This window comes from Leisingera sp. CC-HEC096 (genome assembly GCF_059429235.1).
On sequence record NZ_JCAIJS010000001.1, the window covers coordinates 974,346 to 994,114 of the forward strand.

The following is a 19,769-nucleotide window of genomic DNA, read 5'->3' on the forward strand; positions in this document are numbered from 1 at the left end:
CGGTCAGATCTCCTGAGATGTTGTCGAGGTGGTATCGGCTTTCTTACGGTCTTCCTCCGGTTTTACACCGGTCACCAGATAGATCACCTGCTCAGCGATGGAGGTCACGTGATCACCCATGCGCTCTGTGTTTTTTGCAATGAAATGCAAGTGCATACAGGCCGAAATGTTGCGCGGGTCTTCCATCATATGGGTCAGAAATTCGCGGAACAGCGCGTTATACATCTGATCCACATCGCGGTCGCGCTCGATGACATCAGCTGCCAGCTCGGGGTCACGCTGGATGTAGGAATCCAATGCGTCCTTGAGCATCCGCTCCACCTCGCGCGCCATCCGGCGCAACGCCGCTGCGCCTTCGGTGATGTCAGGACCCTGGGCCAGCACCGCGGTGCGCTTGGCCATGTTTTTTGCATAATCGCCAATGCGTTCCAGGTTGCCGGCGATCTTCATCACCGACAGGACCAGTCGCAGGTCGGAGGCCGTGGGCGAGCGCAGCGCGATCAGCCGGGCGGTTTCCTCGTTTATCAGCTCTTCCAGCCCGTCAATCGCCTTGTCGCCCTGGCGCACGGTCAGCGCCAGTTCTTCGTCGCGGGTTTCCAGCGCGCGGGCTGCCTCGCGGATGGCGTCCTCAACCAGGCCGCCCATTTTCATGATCCGGGCCTGGATTGCCTCCAGGTCGCGGTCGAATGCCGATGCAATATGCTGTTCTACCATGTTGAAATTCCTATAGATCAGCCGATCCGGCCGGTGATGTAGCTTTCGGTGCGCGGATCTTCGGGGTTGGTAAAGATCTGGCCGGTGGGGCCGAATTCCACCAGGTTCCCAAGGTGGAAGAAGGCGGTTTTCTGACTGACCCGCGCGGCCTGCTGCATCGAGTGGGTGACGATCACCACGGAATACTGGCTGCGCAGCTCGTCGATCAGCTCCTCGACCTGCGCAGTGGCGATCGGGTCCAGCGCTGAACAGGGTTCGTCCATCAGCAGCACTTCGGGTTCGGTCGCGACGGCGCGGGCGATGCACAGGCGCTGCTGCTGGCCGCCGGAAAGGCCGGTGCCGGGGGCGTCCAGCCGGTCCTTCACCTCGTCCCAAATCGCGCCGCGGCGCAGGGATTTCTCAACGATTTCATCCAGTTCCGCCTTGTTCTTGGCCAGGCCGTGGATACGCGGGCCGTAGGCCACGTTGTCATAGATCGACTTGGGGAACGGGTTCGGCTTCTGGAACACCATGCCGACCTTGGCGCGCAGCTGCACCGGATCGACGCGCTTGTCATAGATGTCCTCGCCATCCAGCAGGATGTCGCCCTTGACGCGGCAGATATCGATGGTGTCGTTCATCCGGTTGAGGCAGCGCAGGAAGGTCGACTTGCCGCAGCCCGAAGGCCCGATGAAAGCAGTGACGGTCTTGTCCTCGATCTCGACGTTGACGTCTTTGATCGCGTGGGAGTCGCCGTAGTAGACGTTCACATCCTTGGCGGCGATTTTGATTTGTTGTGTGTCCACGGTGTTATCCATCAAGGTCATGTCGTTCATTGCACTATGCCCCCTTACCAGCGGCGTTCAAAGCGGCGTCGCAGGATCACGGCAAGCGTGTTCATGGTCACCAGGAAGATGAGAAGGATGATGATACCGCCCCAGGCGCGTTCATAGAACGCCGGGTCGGCGCGTTTGGCCCACTCATAGATCTGCGCGGGCATCGCGGAGTTCGGGGCCAGCAGGCCGTCGGCCAGGGTTTCCGGCGCGTTGGAGGCGATAAAGCCGACCATGCCGATGAGCAGCAGCGGCGCGGTTTCCCCCAACGCCTGCGCCAGGCCGATGATTGTGCCGGTCAGGATACCGGGCGCGGCCAGCGGCAGCACGTGGTGGAACACCGCCTGCATTTTGGAGGCGCCAACGCCCAGGGCGGCGTCGCGGATCGACGGCGGCACCGATTTCAGCGAGGCACGGGTGGAGATGATGATGGTCGGCAGCGTCATCAGCGTCAGCACCAAGCCGCCCACCAGCGGCGCCGAGGTCGGCAGGTGCATGTAGTTGATAAACACCGCAAGACCCAGGATGCCGAACACGATCGACGGCACCGCGGCGAGGTTGGAGATGTTCACCTCGATCATGTCGGTGAGCCAGTTCTGCGGCGCAAATTCCTCGAGATATATCGAGGCGGCGACGCCAATCGGAAGCGCGAGCGCCAGCACCACAAACATCATGAACAGCGAGCCTAGCATGGAGACGCCGATGCCGGCGGCTTCGGGGCGGGCGTCGGAGGCGTCGGCGCCAGTGATGAAGTCGAGGTTGAAGGTCTTTTCAAGCACTCCGGCTGCGGCCAAAGCATCAACAAGATCAAGCTGTTCGGCCGAGATGTTCTTGTCGTTGACGATGCTGTCGCGACTGACGCGGCCCTTCATGTAGCCGTCGACCCGGCCGGAGGCGAGGAAGCGGAACTCCACCGTCTGGCCAATCTGGTCCGGATTGGCGATAACAAAATCACGCAGCTGCGCGGCGACGTCCTTGGACAGCACGCCCGCCAGTTCCTTGGCCTTCAGGCTGGTCTCAATGCCCAGCTCTTCGACCGCGGACTCCATCGCGCCCTTGATGATCGGCGCATAGCCGAAGGTGGTGACCTTCTTGATGTCCTCGATGTTGCGCTCACCCTTCTTGTCGAGCTTGCTTTCCAGCAGCTCCACCTGAAGCGTCACAAAGGTTTGCTGGAAGGCGCCGGTGCCCTTGCTGACAATGGTGGTCACCAGGATCAGCAGCATGATCAGGCCCGCGGTAATGGCGGCGATGCCATAGCCGCGGAACCGTGCTTCGGCTGCGTTGCGTTTTCTGGTGCGCGGGGTCTGCTCCAGCAGCGAACCGCCGTGCTTGCGGGGCGCGGCGCCTGCGGGGGATTGGCTGAGGTCAGTCATTATTCATACTGCTCCCGGTATTTGCGCACGATGTAGAGCGCCAGGACGTTCAGGCCGAGGGTCAGGACAAACAGGGTCAGGCCCAGGGCAAAGGCAACGAGGGTTTCGGGGCTGGCAAAGTCGGTGTCCCCGGTCAGCTGGCTGACGATGCGGGTGGTGATTGTGGTCATCGATTCCAGCGGGTTGGCCGAGAACTTGGCAATCGCCCCTGCCCCCATCACCACGATCATCGTTTCGCCAATGGCGCGGGACGCGGCCAGCAGCACCGCGCCGACGATGCCCGGCAATGCCGCCGGCATCACCACCTGGCGCACGGTCTCAGATTTGGTGGCGCCCAGGCCCAGCGAGCCATCGCGCATCGCCTGCGGTACCGCGTTGATGATGTCATCGGACAGCGAGGAGACGAACGGGATCAGCATGATGCCCATCACCAGCCCCGCGGTCAGAACCGAGGTGGCACCGGCCATCCATTCGACGCCCAGCAGCCCGCCCTTGGCGAACAGATTGGCCAGCGCCGGCCCCACGGTCAGCAGCGCGAACAGGCCGTAAACGATGGTTGGGATGCCCGCCAGGATCTCCAGCAGCGGCTTGGCAAAGGCGCGCACGGCGCCGCTGGCGTATTCCGACAGGTAGATGGCGGCAAAGAGGCCCACCGGCACCGCCACCAGCAGCGCGATGAAGGAGATATATAGCGTGCCCCACAACAGCGGCAGGATCGACAGGTCGCTGTCGCCGCGGAAGTTGGGCGCCCAGGTGGAACCAAAGAAGAAGTCGGTCCAGCTGTGCAGGCCAAAGAAGTTCTTGGTCTCGAACAGCATCGACAGGACGATGCCGACCGTTGTCAGGATTGCCAGCGAGGCAGCCAGGATCAGCAGCGCAAGGACACCGCGCTCCACAACGTTGCGGGCGCGGAAATCCTTGTGAGTGCGGCTGTGGGCCCAAGCAAAGCCGCCAAGCGCCAGCAGCGCGACTACCACGGTCATTGCGGTTTTGCCGGTATGCGACAGGTTGCGGTAGGCCTGAGCCGCATTCAGAACCTCGGGCCGCACATCGGCACCGAGGGCAACTCCGACTTCGCCCATCAGGGCGCGCAGGTCCTGCCCGCTGCTGGAGGCATCGCGGGCCTGACGGCGGGTCAGCAGTTCCTGCTCCACCGCGAGATCCAGCCCTTCGGCAACCCGGCGCACGTCGCTCATCACCAAGCCGAGGGTGGAGCTTTCCGGAACCGCCTCAGGCGGGATCATGCCCGAGACACGGTTCTCAATGACCAGCGGCTGGGCCAGCAGCCAGATGGCCAGCACAGCGATGGCAGGCACAAAGGATGCCAGTGCAACATGGTAGCCGTAGTAGGACGGCAGAGAATGCAGTTCTCTTGCATCGCCCCCGGCGGATTGGAGCGCGCGGCTGCGCCCCCAGTAAAAACCCGCTGCGGACAGCGCAAGCAGGAGAACAACGAGCCAGAAAGTGGGCATGGAGGGCTCCGTTAGGCGGTGACGGAAAGGGAAACAGCGTCGGGGACCGGGAAAAACAGCGCCGGGGCAGAAAAGTCCGCCCCGGCAAATCTTACGTCAGGACAAAGCCTTAGGAGTTGCCGCCCATGACGGCTTCGTTGGCGACGGTTTCCTGGGTCTCGGCCAGTTCCGGGTCTGCTACCAGGCCGTATTCGGCCAGCGGGCCGTCTTCGCCTGCGACTTCGTCAGCGACGAAGAACTCAGCATATTCCTTGAGGCCGGGGATCACGCCGATGTGGGCTTTCTTCACGTAGAAGAACAGCGGGCGGGAGACCGGGTATTCGCCGGTTGCGATGCTTTCGGTCGAGGGCACAACACCGGACATGGTGGCAACCTGCAGCTTGTCGGTGTTGTTCTCATAGAACGCCAGGCCAAAGACGCCGATGCCGTCCTTGTTGCTTTCGATGCGGGCCAGGGTCTCGGTGTAGTCGCCGTCGATGTCGACCGACTTGCCGTCGGTGCGCAGGGCGATACAGGCTTTCTCGGCTGCTTTCTTGTCGCCGCCGTTGGCTTCCTTGAAGGCTTCAAAGGCGCCGGTTTCCTCGCAGCCTGCCAGGATCACCTTATCTTCGAACACTTCGCGGGTGCCGTGCTTGGTGCCCGGAACGAAGGCCTGGATGTCGACGGCTGGGAAATCGGCGTTCACGTCGGCCCAGGTCTGGTTCGGGTTATCGGCCAGCTGGCCGTCGACCAGGATCTTGTCGGACAGCGCCAGGAACCAATCGGACGGGGTGAACTCAAAAGCGTTGGCGTTGATGTCGGAGGCAAACACGATTCCGTCATAGCCGATGCGGACTTCGATGATGTCGGTCACGCCGTTTTCGGCACAGGCGGCGACTTCCTTGTCCTTGATCTTGCGCGAGGCGTTGGCGACGTCGATGGTGTTTTCGCCCACACCTTCGCAGAACCGCTTGAGGCCCGCGGAGGAGCCGCCGGATTCCACAACCGGGGTCGGGAAGTCGAAGTTCTCGCCAAAGGCCTCAGCCACGATAGAGGCATAGGGCAGAACGGTCGACGAACCGGCAACCTGCACCTGGTCGCGCGCGGCTGCTGCAGTGGCAGAAACGGCGGAAATTGCCAGGGCGGAAGCGGTCAGTTTCACAAAGGACATTTTTGTCTCCATGAGTTTTCAATGTTCGATCACCCCTCGATGATCTTGGCGCATCACCTAGAGGCCGCTGATGAGGCTTTTGTGACACCAGTGTAACAGCTTCATGACAACCGCCGTTTGGACGGAAAAAAATGTGTCATGAATCGGCAAACCGCCGCCGGGAATTACCGGCGGCGGTTTGTGTGCAGAGTTATTTGCGGCGCCTGGTCATTCCGGCAGGATCACCGTGAAAACAGAGCCCTGCCCCAATTCGCTTTCCACCCGCAGGCGTCCGCGGTGGCGGTTGATGATATGTTTTACAATTGCCAGCCCCAGCCCGGTGCCGCCCATCTCGCGGGAGCGGTGGCTGTCGGCGCGGTAAAACCGTTCGGTCAGGCGCGGCAGGTGGACGGGGTCGATTCCCGGCCCGTTGTCGATCACTTGCACGCGGGCGGCCGGGGCACGCACGGATGGGTCGCGATCAGTATGGCTCAGCACCACCCGGACCTCGTCACCGCCGTATTTCACCGCGTTTTCCACCAGGTTGGTGAAGACCTGCTGCAGCTGGTCCGGATCGCCGGTAACTGACACGGCCTCCTCGGGCGCCTCAAGTTTCATCTGGACGCCGCGAGCCTCCGCCACCGGCTGCAGCGTCCTGAGAGTGGAGGCCAGATGGCCGGTCAGATCGACCTTCTCCTTGGGCCGCACCCTCTCTTCGCTTTCCACCCGGTTCAGAGACAGGAGGTCGCCCACCAGGCGGTTCATCCGGCTCGCCTCGCCCTCCATGATCGTCAGGAAACGGTCGCGGGCCTGCGCATCCTCGCGGGCCGGGCCGCGCAGGGTTTCGATAAAACCGATCAGCGCGGTCAGCGGCGTGCGCAGCTCGTGGCTGACGTTACCGACGAAATCGCGCCTCATCTGGCCGGCTTGCTCGCGTTCGGTGACGTCGTCGAAACAGGCCAGCACCGCGCCGCCGCCGACGGCACCGATGCCGGGCACATAGCGCAGGGTGACGGCAAATGTCGTGTCCTGGGCACCGTCATTGGCGAGGTGGCGGGCCACGCGGGGGTTGCGGTCTCGCAGGCAGCCCTCGATGGCGGTGGCGACGCTGGGCTGGCGCAGGATGGTGGCGAAATGGCGCCCCTTCACCCCTTGCCCCAGAAGCGTGGCCGCTTCGGTATTCACCGCGATGAACCGCTCGGTCTGGTCCACCAGCACAGCGGGCAGCGGGATGGCCGCCAGAAATCCGTCAATCAGCTCCGTCGTCATCAGATCCCCGTCGTTGAGTGTCCGGCCTGCCTAGCGCTGCTTTGTAAACGCCGTGTGGCACCCGCGTTCAGCCAGCGCAAAAACCGGGGTACGGATGCTGGTTACAGCAGTTTCAGCTCAGCCCGGAAGCGGCGCATGTTGTCCTGATAATGCAATGCGCTTTGGGTGAGCTTCTCTGCCAGCGCGGCATCCACCTCCCGCACGACCTTGCCGGGGCTGCCCATGACCAGCGAGTTATCGGGGATTTCCTTGTTCTCGGTGATCAGGGCGCCGGCACCGATCAGGCAGTTCTTGCCGATCTTTGCACCGTTCAGGATGGTGGCGCCCATGCCGACCAGGGTGTTTTCGCCGATGATACAGCCGTGAAGCATCGCCTTGTGGCCGATGGTGCAGTTCTTGCCGATGGTCAGCGGGTAGCCCGCATCAATGTGCATCACCACGTTTTCCTGCACATTGGTGCCTTCGCAAATGCGGATATCCTCGTGGTCGGCGCGGATGGTGACGCCAAACCAGACCGACGACCCTGCCTCCATCACCACCTTGCCGATCAGATTGGCATCGGGAGCAACCCAGGTGTCCTCGTGGATTTGCGGCTGGTGGTCTCCAAGGGCGTAAAGGGTCATGACTGTTCCTCGAATTGGGTTTGCAGGGCGCGCACATGCTCTTGCAGCTTGGGCTGCTGGATCCGGCGCATCCGTTCAGCTTCGACGATGGTTTTCAGCTTGGCCTCGGTCTGGTCCAGGTCGTCATTGACCAGCACATAATCGTAATAGCCCCAGTGGCTGATCTCATCCCAGCTTTTCTGCATCCGTTTGGCGATCACCTCGTCGCTGTCCTGAGCCCGGGTTTCCAGGCGGCGGCGCAGCTCTGGGATCGAGGGCGGCAGGATAAAGATTGACAGCGCGTGCTTGCCCAGGTCGGAGTTGCGGATCTGGATTTCGCCCTGCCAGTCGACGTCGAACAGCACGTCCTGGCCGGCCTCGATGGTGTCCTTTACCGGGCCTGCCGGGGAGCCGTAGAAGTTGCCGAACACGTGGGCGTGCTCCAGCATTCCCCCTTCGGCCACCTTCTGGCGGAACTCGTCCTCGGACATGAAGAAGTACTCGCGGCCATGCTCCTCGCCCGGGCGCGGGGCGCGGGTGGTGGCGGAGACCGAGAACTTGAGCCCCGGGTCCCAGGCCATCAGGCGGCGGGCCAGTGTGGATTTGCCTGCGCCCGAAGGCGATGAGAGGATGATCAAAAGGCCGCGGCGGTCCGCCATGGGGCACTCCTTTTCTTATTCTATGTTCTGCACCTGCTCGCGCATCTGGTCGATCACGGTTTTCAGCTCAAGCCCCACCGCCGTCAAGGCGCTGTGCTGCGCTTTTGAACAAAGCGTGTTGGCCTCGCGGTTGAATTCCTGCATCAGGAAGTCGAGCCTGCGGCCCACGGCGCCGCCCTTGACCAGCAGGTCGCGTGCGGCTTCGACATGGGCGCCGAGGCGGTCCAGTTCCTCGGTCACGTCTGCCTTGACGGCAATCAGCGCCAGTTCCTGCGCGACGCGGTCCGGATCGGCACCGTCGGCGTTGTCCAGCACCCGGGCCAGGTTGGCCTTGAAGGTTTCCGCCATTTTGACTTTGCGCTCGTCGGCCCGTGCCCCTGCTTGGGCGGTCAGTGAGGCAACCTGCTCGAGTTGGCCGTTAAGGATTACGGCAAGCGCGGCGCCTTCGGCTTCGCGCATCTGCACGAATTCCGCCACAAGGGTTTCCAGTTCCTTGCTCAGCGCCTTAACCAGCGGCGCCGGGTCGTCGTCCACTGCGGCCTGTTCGAGCACGCCCTTGAAGCCCAGCACCTCGGCGGCGGAGGCCGGGCGGATGCCGACCCGGTTCTGCTGCGCGATTGACTGCGCCTCGCCCAGTGCCTTGATGACCGACTGCAAGACTGCCGTGTTGATCTGAACCTGCGCGGCGCTGTCTTCGGTCCGTGACAGCCGCAGCGTCAGCGAGACATTGCCCCGTGCCAGCGCCTTGGACAAAACCGAACGGATATGGTTTTCAAGGCCGTCCAGCCAGTCCGGAACCCGCAGCCGGATGTCCAGCCCCTTGGCATTGACCGAGCGGAGTTCCCAGCTCCAGCTGTGCTGCCCGGTGCTGCCCTGCGCCGAGGCAAAGGCGGTCATGCTGCGGATGGTCATGGCAAAGGCCCTCTCGTCGCTGGTGATTGGTCAGCTCTACTGTCTCGAAAGTATAGGGTGCAAGCGCAATCGCAAAAACGCCGCTACCCCTGCACGTTAACCATTGCTTAAAGAAGTAGTCCAAATTTGAATTAGATTGTGTCATCTTAACTTCAGGGTAACCATACCGGCCCTAAGTGTTAACGCAGCCGCTGGCTGAGAGAAACGCAAGGCACGCCGGGGCTTAAGGGGATATGAGATGATTTTTGGCAGCCGCAGCGGTACCGAAAAGACCAGCAGTCAGGACAAGGTTGTTTCCATGAACCGGTTCCGCAAAGGCGGACCGCTGTCGCCGCTGCGCCAGGCGGAGGCCTATTGGACGGCCCTGCGGCGCGGCGATGATGTGCCGAGCCGGTCGCAGATCGATCCGCGCGGGCTTGAGAATATCCTGAGCAACACATTCATTCTGGAGCGGATCGCACCGGGCATCGCCCGCTTCCGCCTGGCCGGGTCGATGGTGAATGACATGGCCGGCATGGAAGTGCGCGGTATGCCAGTCACCGCCTTCTTCACCACCGAGGCGCGCAAGCAGCTGAGCTCGGCGATGGAGCATATGTTCGAGACGCCCGCAATTGTGGAGCTGGAGCTGCAGATCGAAGCGCCGCGCCTGCGCACTCCTCGCGAGGCCCGCATGCTGCTGCTGCCTCTGCGCAGCGATCTGGGCGACATCAGCCGGGTGCTGGGCGTGCTGGTGGCGGATGAGGGCGAGACGGTCACCTCGCAGCGGTTCTCGATCTCCTCGATCGAGATGCGCGCGGTCTCCAAGACCCCGGGCACTGCCGGGTTCAAGGCCAAACCGCGTCCTGATACCGCGCCTGCCGCCACGCCCGCAGCCAAGGAAGAGCGCCGCGACGTGAACCAGCCGAACCCGGGCTTTGCCGAAACCCAGGCGCGGTTCAAGCCGGAGCGCTCCATTTTGGATGAGGCCAAGGCGCTGCTGGAGCGCAGCCGCGCGGCCAGACCCGCAGCACCGGAGGAGACACCCGCAGCGGCACCGGCTAAGCCCAAGGGCGCGCCGCACCTGCGCCTGGTGGTCAGCCGCGACTAACAGGCCGCGCCGCACAGATCTTATCATTCAAGTACAAGGTCATAGCACTTGAATTGACTGCGCCCCGAGGGAGAACCCCCGGGGCGCCTTTTCTTTTGCAAGAACCGTGGAAAGGCCGCGCAGCCGCGCCCCCACTGGTGTCAGCCTGCCTGACGGGCTTTTTGCGCGGCGCGCAGGGCGGACAGTTCCTCGGCCACTAGGAAGGCAAGTTCCAGCGACTGGCTGGCGTTCAGGCGCGGATCGCAGGCGGTGTGGTAACGGTCGCTCAGGTCCTCTTCGGTCACCGCACGGACGCCGCCGGTGCATTCGGTCACGTCCTGGCCGGTCATCTCGAAGTGCACGCCGCCGGGGATCGTGCCCTCGGCCTTGTGGACGCCGAAGAAGTCGCGCACCTCGCGCAGCACGCTGTCGAAAGGGCGGGTCTTGTAGCCGGTGGAGGATTTGATGGTGTTGCCATGCATCGGGTCGCAGACCCAGGTAACATTGGCCCCCTCTTCCTTCACGGCCTTGACCAGCCGCGGCAGATGCTCGCCTGCCTTGCCCGCGCCGAAGCGGGCGATCAGGGTCAGCTTGCCCTCTTCGTTCTCCGGGTTCAGGCGCGCCATCAGAACCTTCAGGTCCTCGGCGGTGGTGGACGGGCCGCACTTGAGGCCGATCGGGTTCAGCACACCACGGCAGAATTCCACATGGGCACCGTCGGGCTGGCGGGTGCGGTCGCCGATCCAGATCATGTGGCCGGAGCCTGCCAGCCATTTGCCGGAGGTCGAGTCCAGACGGGTCAGCGCTTCCTCGTATTCCAGCAGCAGGCCTTCGTGGCTGGTATAGAATTCGACGGTCGAGAACTCATGGGTGGTGTCGGCGGTGATGCCCGCGGCGCCCATAAAGTCGATGGTGTCCTGAATGCGGGTGGCAATCTCGCTGTATTTCTGGACTTCCTGCTCATCGGTGAAGCCCAGGGTCCAGGAGTGCACCCGGCTCATGTCGGCAAAGCCGCCGGTGGAGAAGGCACGCAGCAGGTTCAGTGTGGCCGCGGCCTGGGTGTAGGCCTGAAGCATCTTGCTGGGATCGGGAATGCGGGCTGCCGGTGTGAAGGCAAGCTCGTTGATGATGTCGCCGCGGTAGCTGGGCAGCTCGACGCCATCAATGGTTTCGGTCGGCGCGCTGCGCGGCTTGGCAAACTGGCCGGCCATGCGGCCCACCTTCACCACCGGCACCTTGGCGCCATAGGTCAGCACCATCGCCATTTGCAGCATCACCTTGAATGTGTCGCGGATCGCATCGGCGCTGAACTGGTCAAAGCTTTCGGCGCAATCGCCGCCCTGCAGCAAAAACGCCTCGCCGCGGCCCGCAGCGCCCAGATGCTGCTTGAGGCGGCGCGCCTCACCGGCAAAGACCAGCGGAGGATACTTGGAAAGCTGAGCCTCGACAGCGTTCAGCGCTGCCGCATCGGTGTAGTCCGGCATCTGAACCCGCGGCTTGCTGCGCCAGTCCGATTTTTGCCATTCGCTCATGACTTTTTCTCCGCATCAGAGGACTTTAGAATTTGTAGGGTGCTCTATACAAAATCCGCTCCTTGGAGGCCAGTTTAGAATTGCGCCTACTTGACCCGGCGTCCATCCTGTGAACACGGTTTTCCGACCTGCCGCGGAGCGTGCTCCCGCGGCCCGACTTGTTTCTTGAAGGACCCCCGCCATGCAGACGTCACGCAAGCCTGCTGATTCTGGAACAGAAGCCGGCCAGCCGAAGAGGTTCGTGTTTGTGCTGCTCGACAAATTTACGATGCTGTCCTTTGCATCGGCTGTCGAGTGCCTGCGGATCGCCAACCGGATGTATGGCGAGGATATGTATTCCTGGACCCTGGTGGGCGAAGGCGGCGAGAATGTAACCTGTTCCGCCGGAACCACTTTTCATCTGGACGACGATCTGATCGAGCTGCGCCGCGACGACGTGGTGATGCTGTGCTCCGGTATAGACGTGCAGGAGGCCACCACCAAGAAGCTGCTGGCCTGGCTGCGCCGCGAGGCGCGCAAGGGTCTGACCGTGGGCGGGCTGTGCACCGCGTCTTACACCATGGCCAAGGCCGGATTGCTGGACGGCAAACGGGCCACCATCCATTGGGAAAACGCCGACAGCTTTGCCGAGGAATTCGACGAGGTCGACCTGACCAAATCGGTTTTCGTGATCGACGGCAACCGGGTTTCAACCGCAGGCGGCACATCGTCTATCGACCTGATGCTCAAGCTGATTGCCAATGACCACGGCGAAGAGCTGGCAAACGCGGTCGCGGATCAGCTGATCTATTCCTCGATCCGCACCGACCAGGACACCCAGCGGCTGTCGATCCCGACCCGTATCGGCGTGCGCCACCCCAAGCTGTCGATGGTGATCCAGATGATGGAAGCCAATATCGAAGAGCCGATCAGCCCGTCGGTGCTGGCGCAGGATGTCGGCATGTCGACCCGTCAGCTGGAGCGGCTGTTCCGCCGCTACCTGAACCGCTCGCCCAAGCGCTATTACATGGAGCTGCGGCTGCAGAAGGCGCGCAACCTCCTGATGCAGACCGACATGAGCGTGATTAACGTGGCGCTGGCCTGCGGCTTTGCCTCGCCGTCGCATTTCTCCAAATGCTACCGGGCGCATTACGACACGACGCCTTACCGCGAGCGCGGCAGCAAGGCGGCGCACTACAAGGCCTGACCGGCGCTTGGCTGTTCCGTGTCAGCGGGACAGCCTGAATACGGCTCCTTCAGTTTCCGAGGCGAACCATATGCTGCCATCGGGCGCTTCCTGCACATCGCGGATGCGGCCCGTCTCATCGCTGCGCAGCTGTTCGACCTCTTTAAGCGGTGCTCCGGAAAGGCGGGAGATGTAGCCGAATTTCAGTGAGCCCACGAAAATATCGCCGCGCCACTCCGGCCACATCCGGCCGGAATAGATCATCATGCCGGAAGGCGCGATGGACGGGTCCCAGTACCACTGCGGCTGTTCCATCCCGGGCTTTGCGGTGCCCTCGCCGATCCGCGCGCCGGAGTAATGGCGGCCGTAGGAGATCACCGGCCAGCCGTAATTGGCGCCTTTGCGGACCCGGTTGACCTCGTCACCGCCTTTGGCGCCATGTTCGGCGACCCAGAGATTGCCTTGCAGATCCAGCGCCATCCCCTGCGGGTTGCGGTGCCCGTAGGACCAGATCTCCGGCTGCGCGCCTTCGGTCCTAGTGAACGGATTGCTGGCGGGCACTGTGCCGTTGCGGTTGATCCGCACCACCGACCCCTGGTGCAGCCGCAGGTTCTGGGCGCTGGGCCGGTCACCGCGCTCCCCCAGCGAAAGAAACAGCGTGCCGTCGCGCGCTTCCACCACGCGGGCGCCGAAATGCCGCCCGCCGCGGGAGCCGGGCGCGGCCTCGAACAAAACCCTGACGCCTGTCAGCCGGCTATTGTCCCGGCTGAGCTTGCCAACGGCCAAGGCGGTGCCTGCCCCGCGCCCCTGGCGCTTGGCGTAGGTCAGGAAGACCTCGCGGCTGCTGGCAAAGTCCCGCGGCACCATCACGTCCAACAGCCCGCCCTGCCCCTCGGCTACAACCGCAGGCGTGCCGCTGATGGGCTGCTTTTGCCCGTTTCGAATATAAAGAAGCTGGCCGTCCCGCTCAGTCACCAGCAGGCCGCCGTCCGGCAGGAACGCAAACGCCCAGGGCACATCAAACCCCGCCGCCATCCGGGTCACGCGCAGTGTGCCCTGGCTGCTGGAGAGAGTTTCTGCCCATGCGGCCGTGAAAACCGTCATCAGCGCCAGGGCAAGCGTCACGGGGCGGAGCAGCTGCAACATTGAGGTCTTTTCCTTCTGATGATTCCACGGTAAATCCACGCCGGCGCTGCATCCGGGGATCAAGAGGAGGAGCAGCGCAAAACAGGCGGCCCGAGGAAAATTGTTCCGGTTCAATAAGACTTTTCTTTTTCAACCGGCTTGCCTAGGGTCCGATGTGAACATTTTTGTTCCAACAATGGGAGTTCTCAAATGAAAAAACTGCTGATGGCCACCGCGGCTGTTGCGCTGACCGCTGGCACCGCATTTGCCGGCGGCCACGCGAAGGAAGTGAAACTGGGCGTGCTGTTCGGCTTCACCGGCCCGATTGAATCGCTGGCCCCGGCCATGGGCGACGGCGCTGAGCTGGCCATGGAAGAGGTCACCAAGTCGGGCAAGCTGCTGGACAGCGCCACCGTGACCCCGGTCCGCGCGGACACCGGCTGTATCGACAACGGCCTGGCAGTGGCAAACGGCGAAAAGCTGGTGGCTGAGGGCGTGAACGGCATCATCGGCGGCGACTGTTCCGGCGTGACCGGTGCCATCCTGCAGAACGTGGCGATTCCGAACGGCATGGTTATGATTTCTCCGTCGGCAACCTCGCCGGGTCTGTCGACCATGGAAGACAACGGCCTGTTCTTCCGCACCTCGCCGTCGGATGCACGCGAAGGCCAGGTGATGGCCGAGATCCTGAAGGAGCGCGGCATCAACTCGATCGCCCTGACCTATACCAACAACGACTATGGCAAGGGCCTGGCGGACGCGATCAAGACCTCCTTTGAGGAAGTCGGCGGCGAAGTCACCATCGTGACCGCGCATGAAGACGGCAAAGGCGACTATTCCGCAGAAGTCGGCGCGCTGGCATCGGCCGGCGGCGATGTGCTGGTTGTGGCGGGCTACCTGGACCAGGGTGGCCTGGGCATCATTCAGGGCGCGCTGGACTCCGGTGCGTTTGAAACCTTTGGCCTGCCCGGCGGCATGATCGGCGACAGCCTGCCCGCAAATGTTGGCGCGGACCTCGATGGCTCGTTTGGCCAGATCGCGGGTTCCGACAGCAAGGGCGCGGAAATCTTTGCCGAAATGGCGAAAGAGCGCGGCTTTGACGGCACCTCGGCCTATGCGTCTGAATCCTATGACGCAGCGGCGCTGTTCCTGCTGGCAATGCAGGCCGCCAACTCCACCAACCCGGCGGATTATGTCGGCAAGATCCTGGACGTGGCCAACGCCCCGGGTGAGCCGATCAACCCGGGTGAGCTGGGCAAGGCGCTGGAAATCCTCGCTGCCGGCGGTGACATCGACTATCAGGGCGCAACCGGCGTCGAGCTGATCGGCCCGGGTGAGAGCGCAGGCTCCTACCGCGAGATCGAAGTGAAGGACGGCAAGAACGAAACCCTTCGCTTCCGCTGATAACCTTCGGAAACGCAACCGATAAAGAGCAGCCCGGGTCCCACCCGGGCTGTTCCAAATTAAAAACGCCGCAAAAACTGCGGCAGGGGATGAAATGTCATGATCGTCGTCGAGGACTTGCATAAGCACTTCGGCGGGTTCCACGCGGTGGACGGCGCCTCGCTGGAAATCGCCAAGGGGTCCATAACCGGTTTGATCGGCCCGAACGGTGCCGGAAAAACCACTCTTTTCAACGTAATCGCAGGTGTTCTGGAACCGACCTCAGGCCGGGTCACCATGGACGGTGAGGACATCACCGGCCTGCCCCCGCATGAGCTGTTCCACAAGGGCCTGCTGCGCACCTTCCAGATCGCGCATGAGTTCTCCTCGATGACCTGCCGGGAAAACCTGATGATGGTGCCCGGCGCGCAGTCGGGGGAGAGCCTGTGGAACACGTGGTTCGGGCGCAAGCGGATCGCTGACGAGGAACGCGCGCTGCGGGCCAAGGCCGACGAGGTGCTGGAGTTCCTGACCATCAGCCATATCGCGGACCTGAAGGCGGGCCAGATCTCCGGCGGCCAGAAGAAGCTGCTGGAACTGGGCCGCACCATGATGGTGGACGCCAAGATCGTCTTCCTCGACGAGGTCGGCGCCGGTGTGAACCGCACCCTGCTCTACACCATCGCCGATGCGATCAAGCGCCTGAACGAGGAGCGCGGATATACCTTCGTGGTGATCGAGCACGACATGGAATTCATCGGCCGCCTGTGCGACCCGGTGATCTGCATGGCCGAGGGCAAGAAGCTGGCCGAGGGCACCCTGGACGAAATCAAGGCAAACGAGCATGTGATCGAGGCCTATCTGGGTACCGGTCTGAAAAACAAGGATAAGCTGGAGGCGGACGCATGAGCGACAACCCCTACCAGGACGATCACGGCAACAAGGACGCCTCGATCACCAACCGGAAGGGCATGGGCACGATGCAGCCGGCCCATCTGAAAAGCGGCCGCACGCATAAGGTCGAGGGCGGCCCGTTCCTGATCGGCGACACCATGACCGGCGGCTACGGCAAGGGTCCGGACATCCTGCATGACTGCACCATCGCCGTCGACAAGGGCGAAATCGCGGTGATCGTCGGCCCCAACGGCGCCGGTAAGTCGACCGCAATGAAAGCGGTGTTCGGGATGCTGAACGTGCGCTCCGGCGCCGTGCGTCTGGACGGCGAGGACATCACCCAGCTGACCCCGCAGGACCGGGTGGTCAAGGGCATGGGCTTTGTGCCCCAGACCAGCAACATTTTCACCTCAATGACGGTCGAGGAGAACCTGGAAATGGGCGCGTTTATCCGCACCGATGATTTCCGGGACACCATGGAGCAGGTCTATGACCTGTTTCCGATCCTGCGCGACAAGCGCAACCAGCCGGCCGGTGAGCTGTCCGGCGGCCAGCGCCAGCAGGTCGCGGTGGGCCGCGCGCTGATGACCAAGCCCAAGGTTCTGATGCTGGACGAACCGACGGCGGGTGTCTCCCCCATCGTGATGGACGAACTGTTCGACCGCATCATCGAGGTCGCCCGCACCGGGCTGCCGATCCTGATGGTAGAGCAGAACGCCAAGCAAGCACTTGAGATCGCGGACAAAGGCTATGTTCTGGTGCAGGGGCGCAATGCCTATACCGGCACCGGCAAGGAGCTGCTGGCCGATCCCGAAGTGCGTAAATCTTTCCTGGGGGGGTGAGTATGCAAGGTGTACGACTACCCGCATTGTTAGTGAGTGCGGCTTTCGCTGCGCTCATGCACACAGGTGCAAATGCATTGCCCGATCTCAATCGTTGCCAAGTCAATTTATGCATCTTCACAACGTATTGCATGGGCACCGGAATCTGTGAAATCGCCGATTGTCCCGAAAAAACGCTCACTGTGGATGTTACTTCCAGCGAGGGCAAAATGGTCCTGACTGCAGTCTCACCAATTAGCGAAGGAACTTTTCCACTCGGAGAAATCCTGATTGACCAGGAGCGTTCCACCGCCACCACTCTGCTCGCTTATGAGCGCGGAGAAGACTTCGTGTCGACAGCGGCGCTGAGTGGATCGGAAAGTAACAGCACTTCAAGTTTTCAAATGACTGATCAAAGAAACATGAAACACAGCATAATCACTGTGCTTTCCGGCGTATGTGAGGAGACAAACTAATGGATCTTCTCAATGCCCTCGTGGCGCTTACCAACTTTGTACTTGTCCCCGGGCTGGCCTATGGCAGCCAGCTGGCGCTTGGCGCGCTGGGGGTGACGCTGATTTACGGGATCCTGCGGTTCTCGAATTTTGCCCATGGCGACACCATGGCGTTTGGCGCGATGGTCACAATCCTGATCACCTGGGCTTTCCAGTCCATGGGGATCAGCGCAGGCCCGCTGCCGACGGCGCTGCTGGCCCTGCCCTTTGGCATCCTGGGCACCATCGGCCTGGCGCTGCTGACCGATAAGACCGTCTACCGGTTCTACCGCCAGCAAAAAGCGAAGCCTGTGATCTTCGTCATGGTCTCGCTTGGTGTGATGTTCATGATGAACGGCATCGTGCGCTTCATCATCGGCCCCGGCGACCAGCGGTTTGCCGATGGCGAGCGGTTCATCATCAAGGCGCGCACCTTCAAGCAGATGACTGGCCTGGATGAAGGCCTGGCAATCAAGACCACCCAGGGCATCACCGTGATCACCGCAATCATCGTGGTGGCGGTGCTGTTCTGGTTCCTGAACAAGACCCGCACGGGCAAATCCATGCGGGCCTACTCGGACAACGAGGATCTGGCGCTGCTTTCCGGCATCAACCCGGAGCGCGTGGTGATGTACACCTGGATGATCGTGGCGGCGCTGGCGACCATTGCCGGGGTTCTATATGGCCTCGACAAGTCGTTCAAACCCTTCACCTATTTCCAGCTGCTGCTTCCGATTTTTGCCTCTGCCATTGTTGGCGGCCTCGGCAACCCGATCGGGGCGATCGCCGGCGGGTTCATCATCGCGTTTTCCGAGGTGACGATCACCTATGCCTGGAAGAAGGTGCTGACCTATGGCCTGCCGGAGAGCCTGGCGCCTGACGGGCTGGTTCAGCTCCTCAGCACCGACTACAAGTTCGCGGTTTCCTTCGCGATCCTGATTGTCGTCCTCCTGTTCAAGCCCACCGGCCTTTTCAAAGGGAAAGCGGTATGACCGATACTATGAAACATACCCTTCTTTTCGTCTTTGTCGGCGTGATGATCCTGCTGGAAGGCATGACCGACTTCCTGTTCTTCTCTGGCTCCTGGAACTCGGCGCTGGTGATCCTGAACATGGGGCTGATCTCGGCCATCATGGCGATTGGCGTAAACATCCAGTGGGGCTTTGCCGGGCTGTTCAACGTCGGCATCATGGGCTTTACCGCGCTTGGCGGGCTGGCCGTGGTGCTGACTTCCACTCCGGTGGTCCCTGCGGCCTGGTCTTCGGGCGGCGTCAGCATCGTAATGGCCTTGGTCATGGGTGCGATGACAATCGTGGCCGCGGTGATGATCACCAAGAACATGCCAGCGGGTAAATTCAGAACGCTGGTCCTGCTGGCTGTTCTGGTCGCCGGCTTCTTTGTTTACCGCGCGATCTTCGACCCGGCAGTCAGCTCGGTCGAGGCGATCAATCCCGCGCTGCAGGGCAATATCGGCGGCCTGGGCCTGCCGGTTCTGCTGGCCTGGCCCGCGGGCGGGCTGCTGGCGGCAGGTGCGGCCTGGCTGATCGGCAAGACGGCTCTGGGCCTGCGCTCTGACTATCTGGCCATTGCCACTTTGGGCATCGCCGAGATCATCATCGCGGTCTTGAAGAACGAGGACTGGCTGTCGCGCGGCGTGAAGAACGTGGTCGGCCTGCCCCGCCCGCTGCCCTATGAGGTTGACCTCCAGAACGATCCGTCCTTTGTGGAGCGTGCGGCAAGCTGGGGCATGGACCCGGTCACCGCCTCGACCGTCTACGTCAAGGCGGGTTATGCGGTGATGTTCGCGGTGGTTCTGCTGGCGCTTTTGTGGATGGCGCAGATGGCGCTGAAAAGCCCCTGGGGCCGGATGATGCGCGCGATCCGTGACAACGAAACCGCGGCCGAAGCGATGGGCAAGGACGTCACCCGCCGCCACCTGCAGATCTTTGTGCTGGGTTCCGCAATCTGCGGCATTGCCGGCGCGATGATGACCACGCTCGACAGCCAGCTGACGCCGGGCACCTACAACCCGCTGCGGTTCACCTTCCTCATTTGGGTGATGGTGATCGTGGGCGGTTCCGGCAACAACTTTGGTGCGGTGCTGGGCGGCATGCTGATCTGGTTCTTCTGGATCAAGGTGGAGCCGATGGGCATCCTGCTGATGGAGCTGGTGACTTCCGGCATGGCCGAGGGCAGCGCACTGAAGGCGCATTTGATGGAAAGCGCCTCGCACATGCGGCTGTTCACAATGGGCCTGATTCTGCTTCTGGTGCTGAGGTTCAGCCCGCGCGGCCTGATCCCCGAAAAGTAAGAACGCACGGGCCCTGTCTGGATGATCCCAGGC

General features: G+C 62.4%; 19 protein-coding genes. 8 read left to right on the forward strand and 11 right to left on the reverse strand.

Translation table 11 applies throughout. The features are described from left to right. Positions 1 to 3: 3 nt before the first annotated feature. The 9 genes from phoU to AC5STI_RS04855 form a co-directional block, all read right to left on the reverse strand. Positions 4 to 714, reverse strand: coding sequence for a phosphate signaling complex protein PhoU (gene phoU, locus AC5STI_RS04815; protein ID WP_475052103.1), 711 nt, complete (start codon positions 712 to 714; stop codon positions 4 to 6). Positions 715 to 731: 17 nt separating this feature from the next. Beyond that, on the reverse strand, positions 732 to 1,529 hold the full coding sequence (gene pstB / locus AC5STI_RS04820) for a phosphate ABC transporter ATP-binding protein PstB (protein ID WP_475052105.1): 798 nt from the start codon (positions 1,527 to 1,529) through the stop codon (positions 732 to 734). A 14-nt stretch (positions 1,530 to 1,543) separates the two neighbouring features. Beyond that, a complete protein-coding gene (gene pstA, locus AC5STI_RS04825; protein WP_475052107.1) occupies positions 1,544 to 2,902 on the reverse strand; it encodes a phosphate ABC transporter permease PstA in 1,359 nt (452 codons plus the stop codon). Further along, complete coding sequence (gene pstC, locus AC5STI_RS04830; protein WP_495445789.1) at positions 2,902 to 4,374, reverse strand: phosphate ABC transporter permease subunit PstC; 1,473 nt, start codon at positions 4,372 to 4,374, stop codon at positions 2,902 to 2,904. Before pstC ends, pstA begins: the two co-directional genes overlap by 1 nt. Positions 4,375 to 4,483: 109 nt before the next feature. Then, the gene (locus tag AC5STI_RS04835; protein WP_475052112.1) at positions 4,484 to 5,524 is read right to left on the reverse strand and encodes a substrate-binding domain-containing protein; all 1,041 of its coding nucleotides are present in this window, start codon (positions 5,522 to 5,524) and stop codon (positions 4,484 to 4,486) included. A gap of 207 nt (positions 5,525 to 5,731) precedes the next feature. Continuing rightward, positions 5,732 to 6,772 carry a sensor histidine kinase gene (locus AC5STI_RS04840; RefSeq protein ID WP_495445790.1) on the reverse strand — a complete coding sequence of 347 codons (1,041 nt, stop codon included), beginning with the start codon at positions 6,770 to 6,772 and terminating at the stop codon, positions 5,732 to 5,734. Positions 6,773 to 6,873: 101 nt separating this feature from the next. After that, on the reverse strand, positions 6,874 to 7,395 hold the full coding sequence (locus AC5STI_RS04845; RefSeq protein ID WP_495445791.1) for a gamma carbonic anhydrase family protein: 522 nt from the start codon (positions 7,393 to 7,395) through the stop codon (positions 6,874 to 6,876). After that, a complete protein-coding gene (gene gmk / locus AC5STI_RS04850; protein WP_475052119.1) occupies positions 7,392 to 8,033 on the reverse strand; it encodes a guanylate kinase in 642 nt (213 codons plus the stop codon). The genes AC5STI_RS04845 and gmk overlap by 4 nt, the downstream gene beginning before the upstream one ends. 15 nt (positions 8,034 to 8,048) lie before the next feature. Then, the gene (locus AC5STI_RS04855; protein ID WP_495445792.1) at positions 8,049 to 8,945 is read right to left on the reverse strand and encodes a YicC/YloC family endoribonuclease; all 897 of its coding nucleotides are present in this window, start codon (positions 8,943 to 8,945) and stop codon (positions 8,049 to 8,051) included. A 238-nt stretch (positions 8,946 to 9,183) separates the two neighbouring features. Between AC5STI_RS04855 and AC5STI_RS04860 the strand changes: the two genes are divergently transcribed. Further along, a complete protein-coding gene (locus AC5STI_RS04860; RefSeq protein ID WP_495445793.1) occupies positions 9,184 to 10,032 on the forward strand; it encodes a PAS domain-containing protein in 849 nt (282 codons plus the stop codon). A 140-nt stretch (positions 10,033 to 10,172) separates the two neighbouring features. Here AC5STI_RS04860 and AC5STI_RS04865 read toward each other — a convergent pair whose 3' ends face one another. Next, a complete protein-coding gene (locus tag AC5STI_RS04865) occupies positions 10,173 to 11,543 on the reverse strand; it encodes a class II 3-deoxy-7-phosphoheptulonate synthase (protein WP_490397418.1) in 1,371 nt (456 codons plus the stop codon). A gap of 181 nt (positions 11,544 to 11,724) precedes the next feature. Between AC5STI_RS04865 and AC5STI_RS04870 the strand changes: the two genes are divergently transcribed. After that, positions 11,725 to 12,729, forward strand: a complete 1,005-nt coding sequence (locus tag AC5STI_RS04870) for a GlxA family transcriptional regulator (RefSeq protein ID WP_475052129.1) — start codon at positions 11,725 to 11,727, stop codon at positions 12,727 to 12,729. Positions 12,730 to 12,750: 21 nt separating this feature from the next. Here the strand turns inward: AC5STI_RS04870 and AC5STI_RS04875 are convergent, their stop codons facing one another. Then, a complete protein-coding gene (locus AC5STI_RS04875; RefSeq protein WP_495445794.1) occupies positions 12,751 to 13,854 on the reverse strand; it encodes a PQQ-dependent sugar dehydrogenase in 1,104 nt (367 codons plus the stop codon). Between the two features lie 189 nt (positions 13,855 to 14,043). Here AC5STI_RS04875 and AC5STI_RS04880 point away from each other — a divergent pair, with 189 nt between their 5' ends. From AC5STI_RS04880 to AC5STI_RS04905, 6 genes are all read left to right on the forward strand, one after another. Further along, positions 14,044 to 15,237, forward strand: a complete 1,194-nt coding sequence (locus AC5STI_RS04880; protein WP_495445795.1) for an ABC transporter substrate-binding protein — start codon at positions 14,044 to 14,046, stop codon at positions 15,235 to 15,237. 99 nt (positions 15,238 to 15,336) lie between these two features. Continuing rightward, positions 15,337 to 16,125, forward strand: a complete 789-nt coding sequence (locus tag AC5STI_RS04885) for an ABC transporter ATP-binding protein (RefSeq protein ID WP_495445796.1) — start codon at positions 15,337 to 15,339, stop codon at positions 16,123 to 16,125. Next, a complete protein-coding gene (locus AC5STI_RS04890) occupies positions 16,122 to 16,952 on the forward strand; it encodes an ABC transporter ATP-binding protein (protein WP_495445797.1) in 831 nt (276 codons plus the stop codon). The genes AC5STI_RS04885 and AC5STI_RS04890 overlap by 4 nt, the downstream gene beginning before the upstream one ends. A 2-nt stretch (positions 16,953 to 16,954) precedes the next feature. Then, positions 16,955 to 17,407: a hypothetical protein gene (locus AC5STI_RS04895; protein WP_495445798.1), complete on the forward strand. Its 453-nt coding sequence runs from the start codon at positions 16,955 to 16,957 to the stop codon at positions 17,405 to 17,407. Then, positions 17,407 to 18,417 carry a branched-chain amino acid ABC transporter permease gene (locus tag AC5STI_RS04900; RefSeq protein ID WP_495445799.1) on the forward strand — a complete coding sequence of 337 codons (1,011 nt, stop codon included), beginning with the start codon at positions 17,407 to 17,409 and terminating at the stop codon, positions 18,415 to 18,417. Before AC5STI_RS04895 ends, AC5STI_RS04900 begins: the two co-directional genes overlap by 1 nt. After that, the gene (locus AC5STI_RS04905) at positions 18,414 to 19,736 is read left to right on the forward strand and encodes a branched-chain amino acid ABC transporter permease (protein WP_495445800.1); all 1,323 of its coding nucleotides are present in this window, start codon (positions 18,414 to 18,416) and stop codon (positions 19,734 to 19,736) included. The genes AC5STI_RS04900 and AC5STI_RS04905 overlap by 4 nt, the downstream gene beginning before the upstream one ends. The last annotated feature ends 33 nt before the right edge of the window (positions 19,737 to 19,769 follow it).

Bases quoted from the DNA above. Each gene is read 5' to 3' on its own strand.
- phoU (WP_475052103.1), bottom strand. From the start codon at position 714: ATGGTAGAACAGCATATTGCATCGGCATTCGACCGCGACCTGGAGGCA.
- pstB (WP_475052105.1), bottom strand. From the start codon at position 1,529: ATGAACGACATGACCTTGATGGATAACACCGTGGACACACAACAAATC.
- pstA (WP_475052107.1), bottom strand. From the start codon at position 2,902: ATGACTGACCTCAGCCAATCCCCCGCAGGCGCCGCGCCCCGCAAGCAC.
- pstC (WP_495445789.1), bottom strand. From the start codon at position 4,374: ATGCCCACTTTCTGGCTCGTTGTTCTCCTGCTTGCGCTGTCCGCAGCG.
- AC5STI_RS04835 (WP_475052112.1), bottom strand. From the start codon at position 5,524: ATGTCCTTTGTGAAACTGACCGCTTCCGCCCTGGCAATTTCCGCCGTT.
- AC5STI_RS04840 (WP_495445790.1), bottom strand. From the start codon at position 6,772: ATGACGACGGAGCTGATTGACGGATTTCTGGCGGCCATCCCGCTGCCC.
- AC5STI_RS04845 (WP_495445791.1), bottom strand. From the start codon at position 7,395: ATGACCCTTTACGCCCTTGGAGACCACCAGCCGCAAATCCACGAGGAC.
- gmk (WP_475052119.1), bottom strand. From the start codon at position 8,033: ATGGCGGACCGCCGCGGCCTTTTGATCATCCTCTCATCGCCTTCGGGC.
- AC5STI_RS04855 (WP_495445792.1), bottom strand. From the start codon at position 8,945: ATGACCATCCGCAGCATGACCGCCTTTGCCTCGGCGCAGGGCAGCACC.
- AC5STI_RS04860 (WP_495445793.1), top strand. From the start codon at position 9,184: ATGATTTTTGGCAGCCGCAGCGGTACCGAAAAGACCAGCAGTCAGGAC.
- AC5STI_RS04865 (WP_490397418.1), bottom strand. From the start codon at position 11,543: ATGAGCGAATGGCAAAAATCGGACTGGCGCAGCAAGCCGCGGGTTCAG.
- AC5STI_RS04870 (WP_475052129.1), top strand. From the start codon at position 11,725: ATGCAGACGTCACGCAAGCCTGCTGATTCTGGAACAGAAGCCGGCCAG.
- AC5STI_RS04875 (WP_495445794.1), bottom strand. From the start codon at position 13,854: ATGTTGCAGCTGCTCCGCCCCGTGACGCTTGCCCTGGCGCTGATGACG.
- AC5STI_RS04880 (WP_495445795.1), top strand. From the start codon at position 14,044: ATGAAAAAACTGCTGATGGCCACCGCGGCTGTTGCGCTGACCGCTGGC.
- AC5STI_RS04885 (WP_495445796.1), top strand. From the start codon at position 15,337: ATGATCGTCGTCGAGGACTTGCATAAGCACTTCGGCGGGTTCCACGCG.
- AC5STI_RS04890 (WP_495445797.1), top strand. From the start codon at position 16,122: ATGAGCGACAACCCCTACCAGGACGATCACGGCAACAAGGACGCCTCG.
- AC5STI_RS04895 (WP_495445798.1), top strand. From the start codon at position 16,955: ATGCAAGGTGTACGACTACCCGCATTGTTAGTGAGTGCGGCTTTCGCT.
- AC5STI_RS04900 (WP_495445799.1), top strand. From the start codon at position 17,407: ATGGATCTTCTCAATGCCCTCGTGGCGCTTACCAACTTTGTACTTGTC.
- AC5STI_RS04905 (WP_495445800.1), top strand. From the start codon at position 18,414: ATGACCGATACTATGAAACATACCCTTCTTTTCGTCTTTGTCGGCGTG.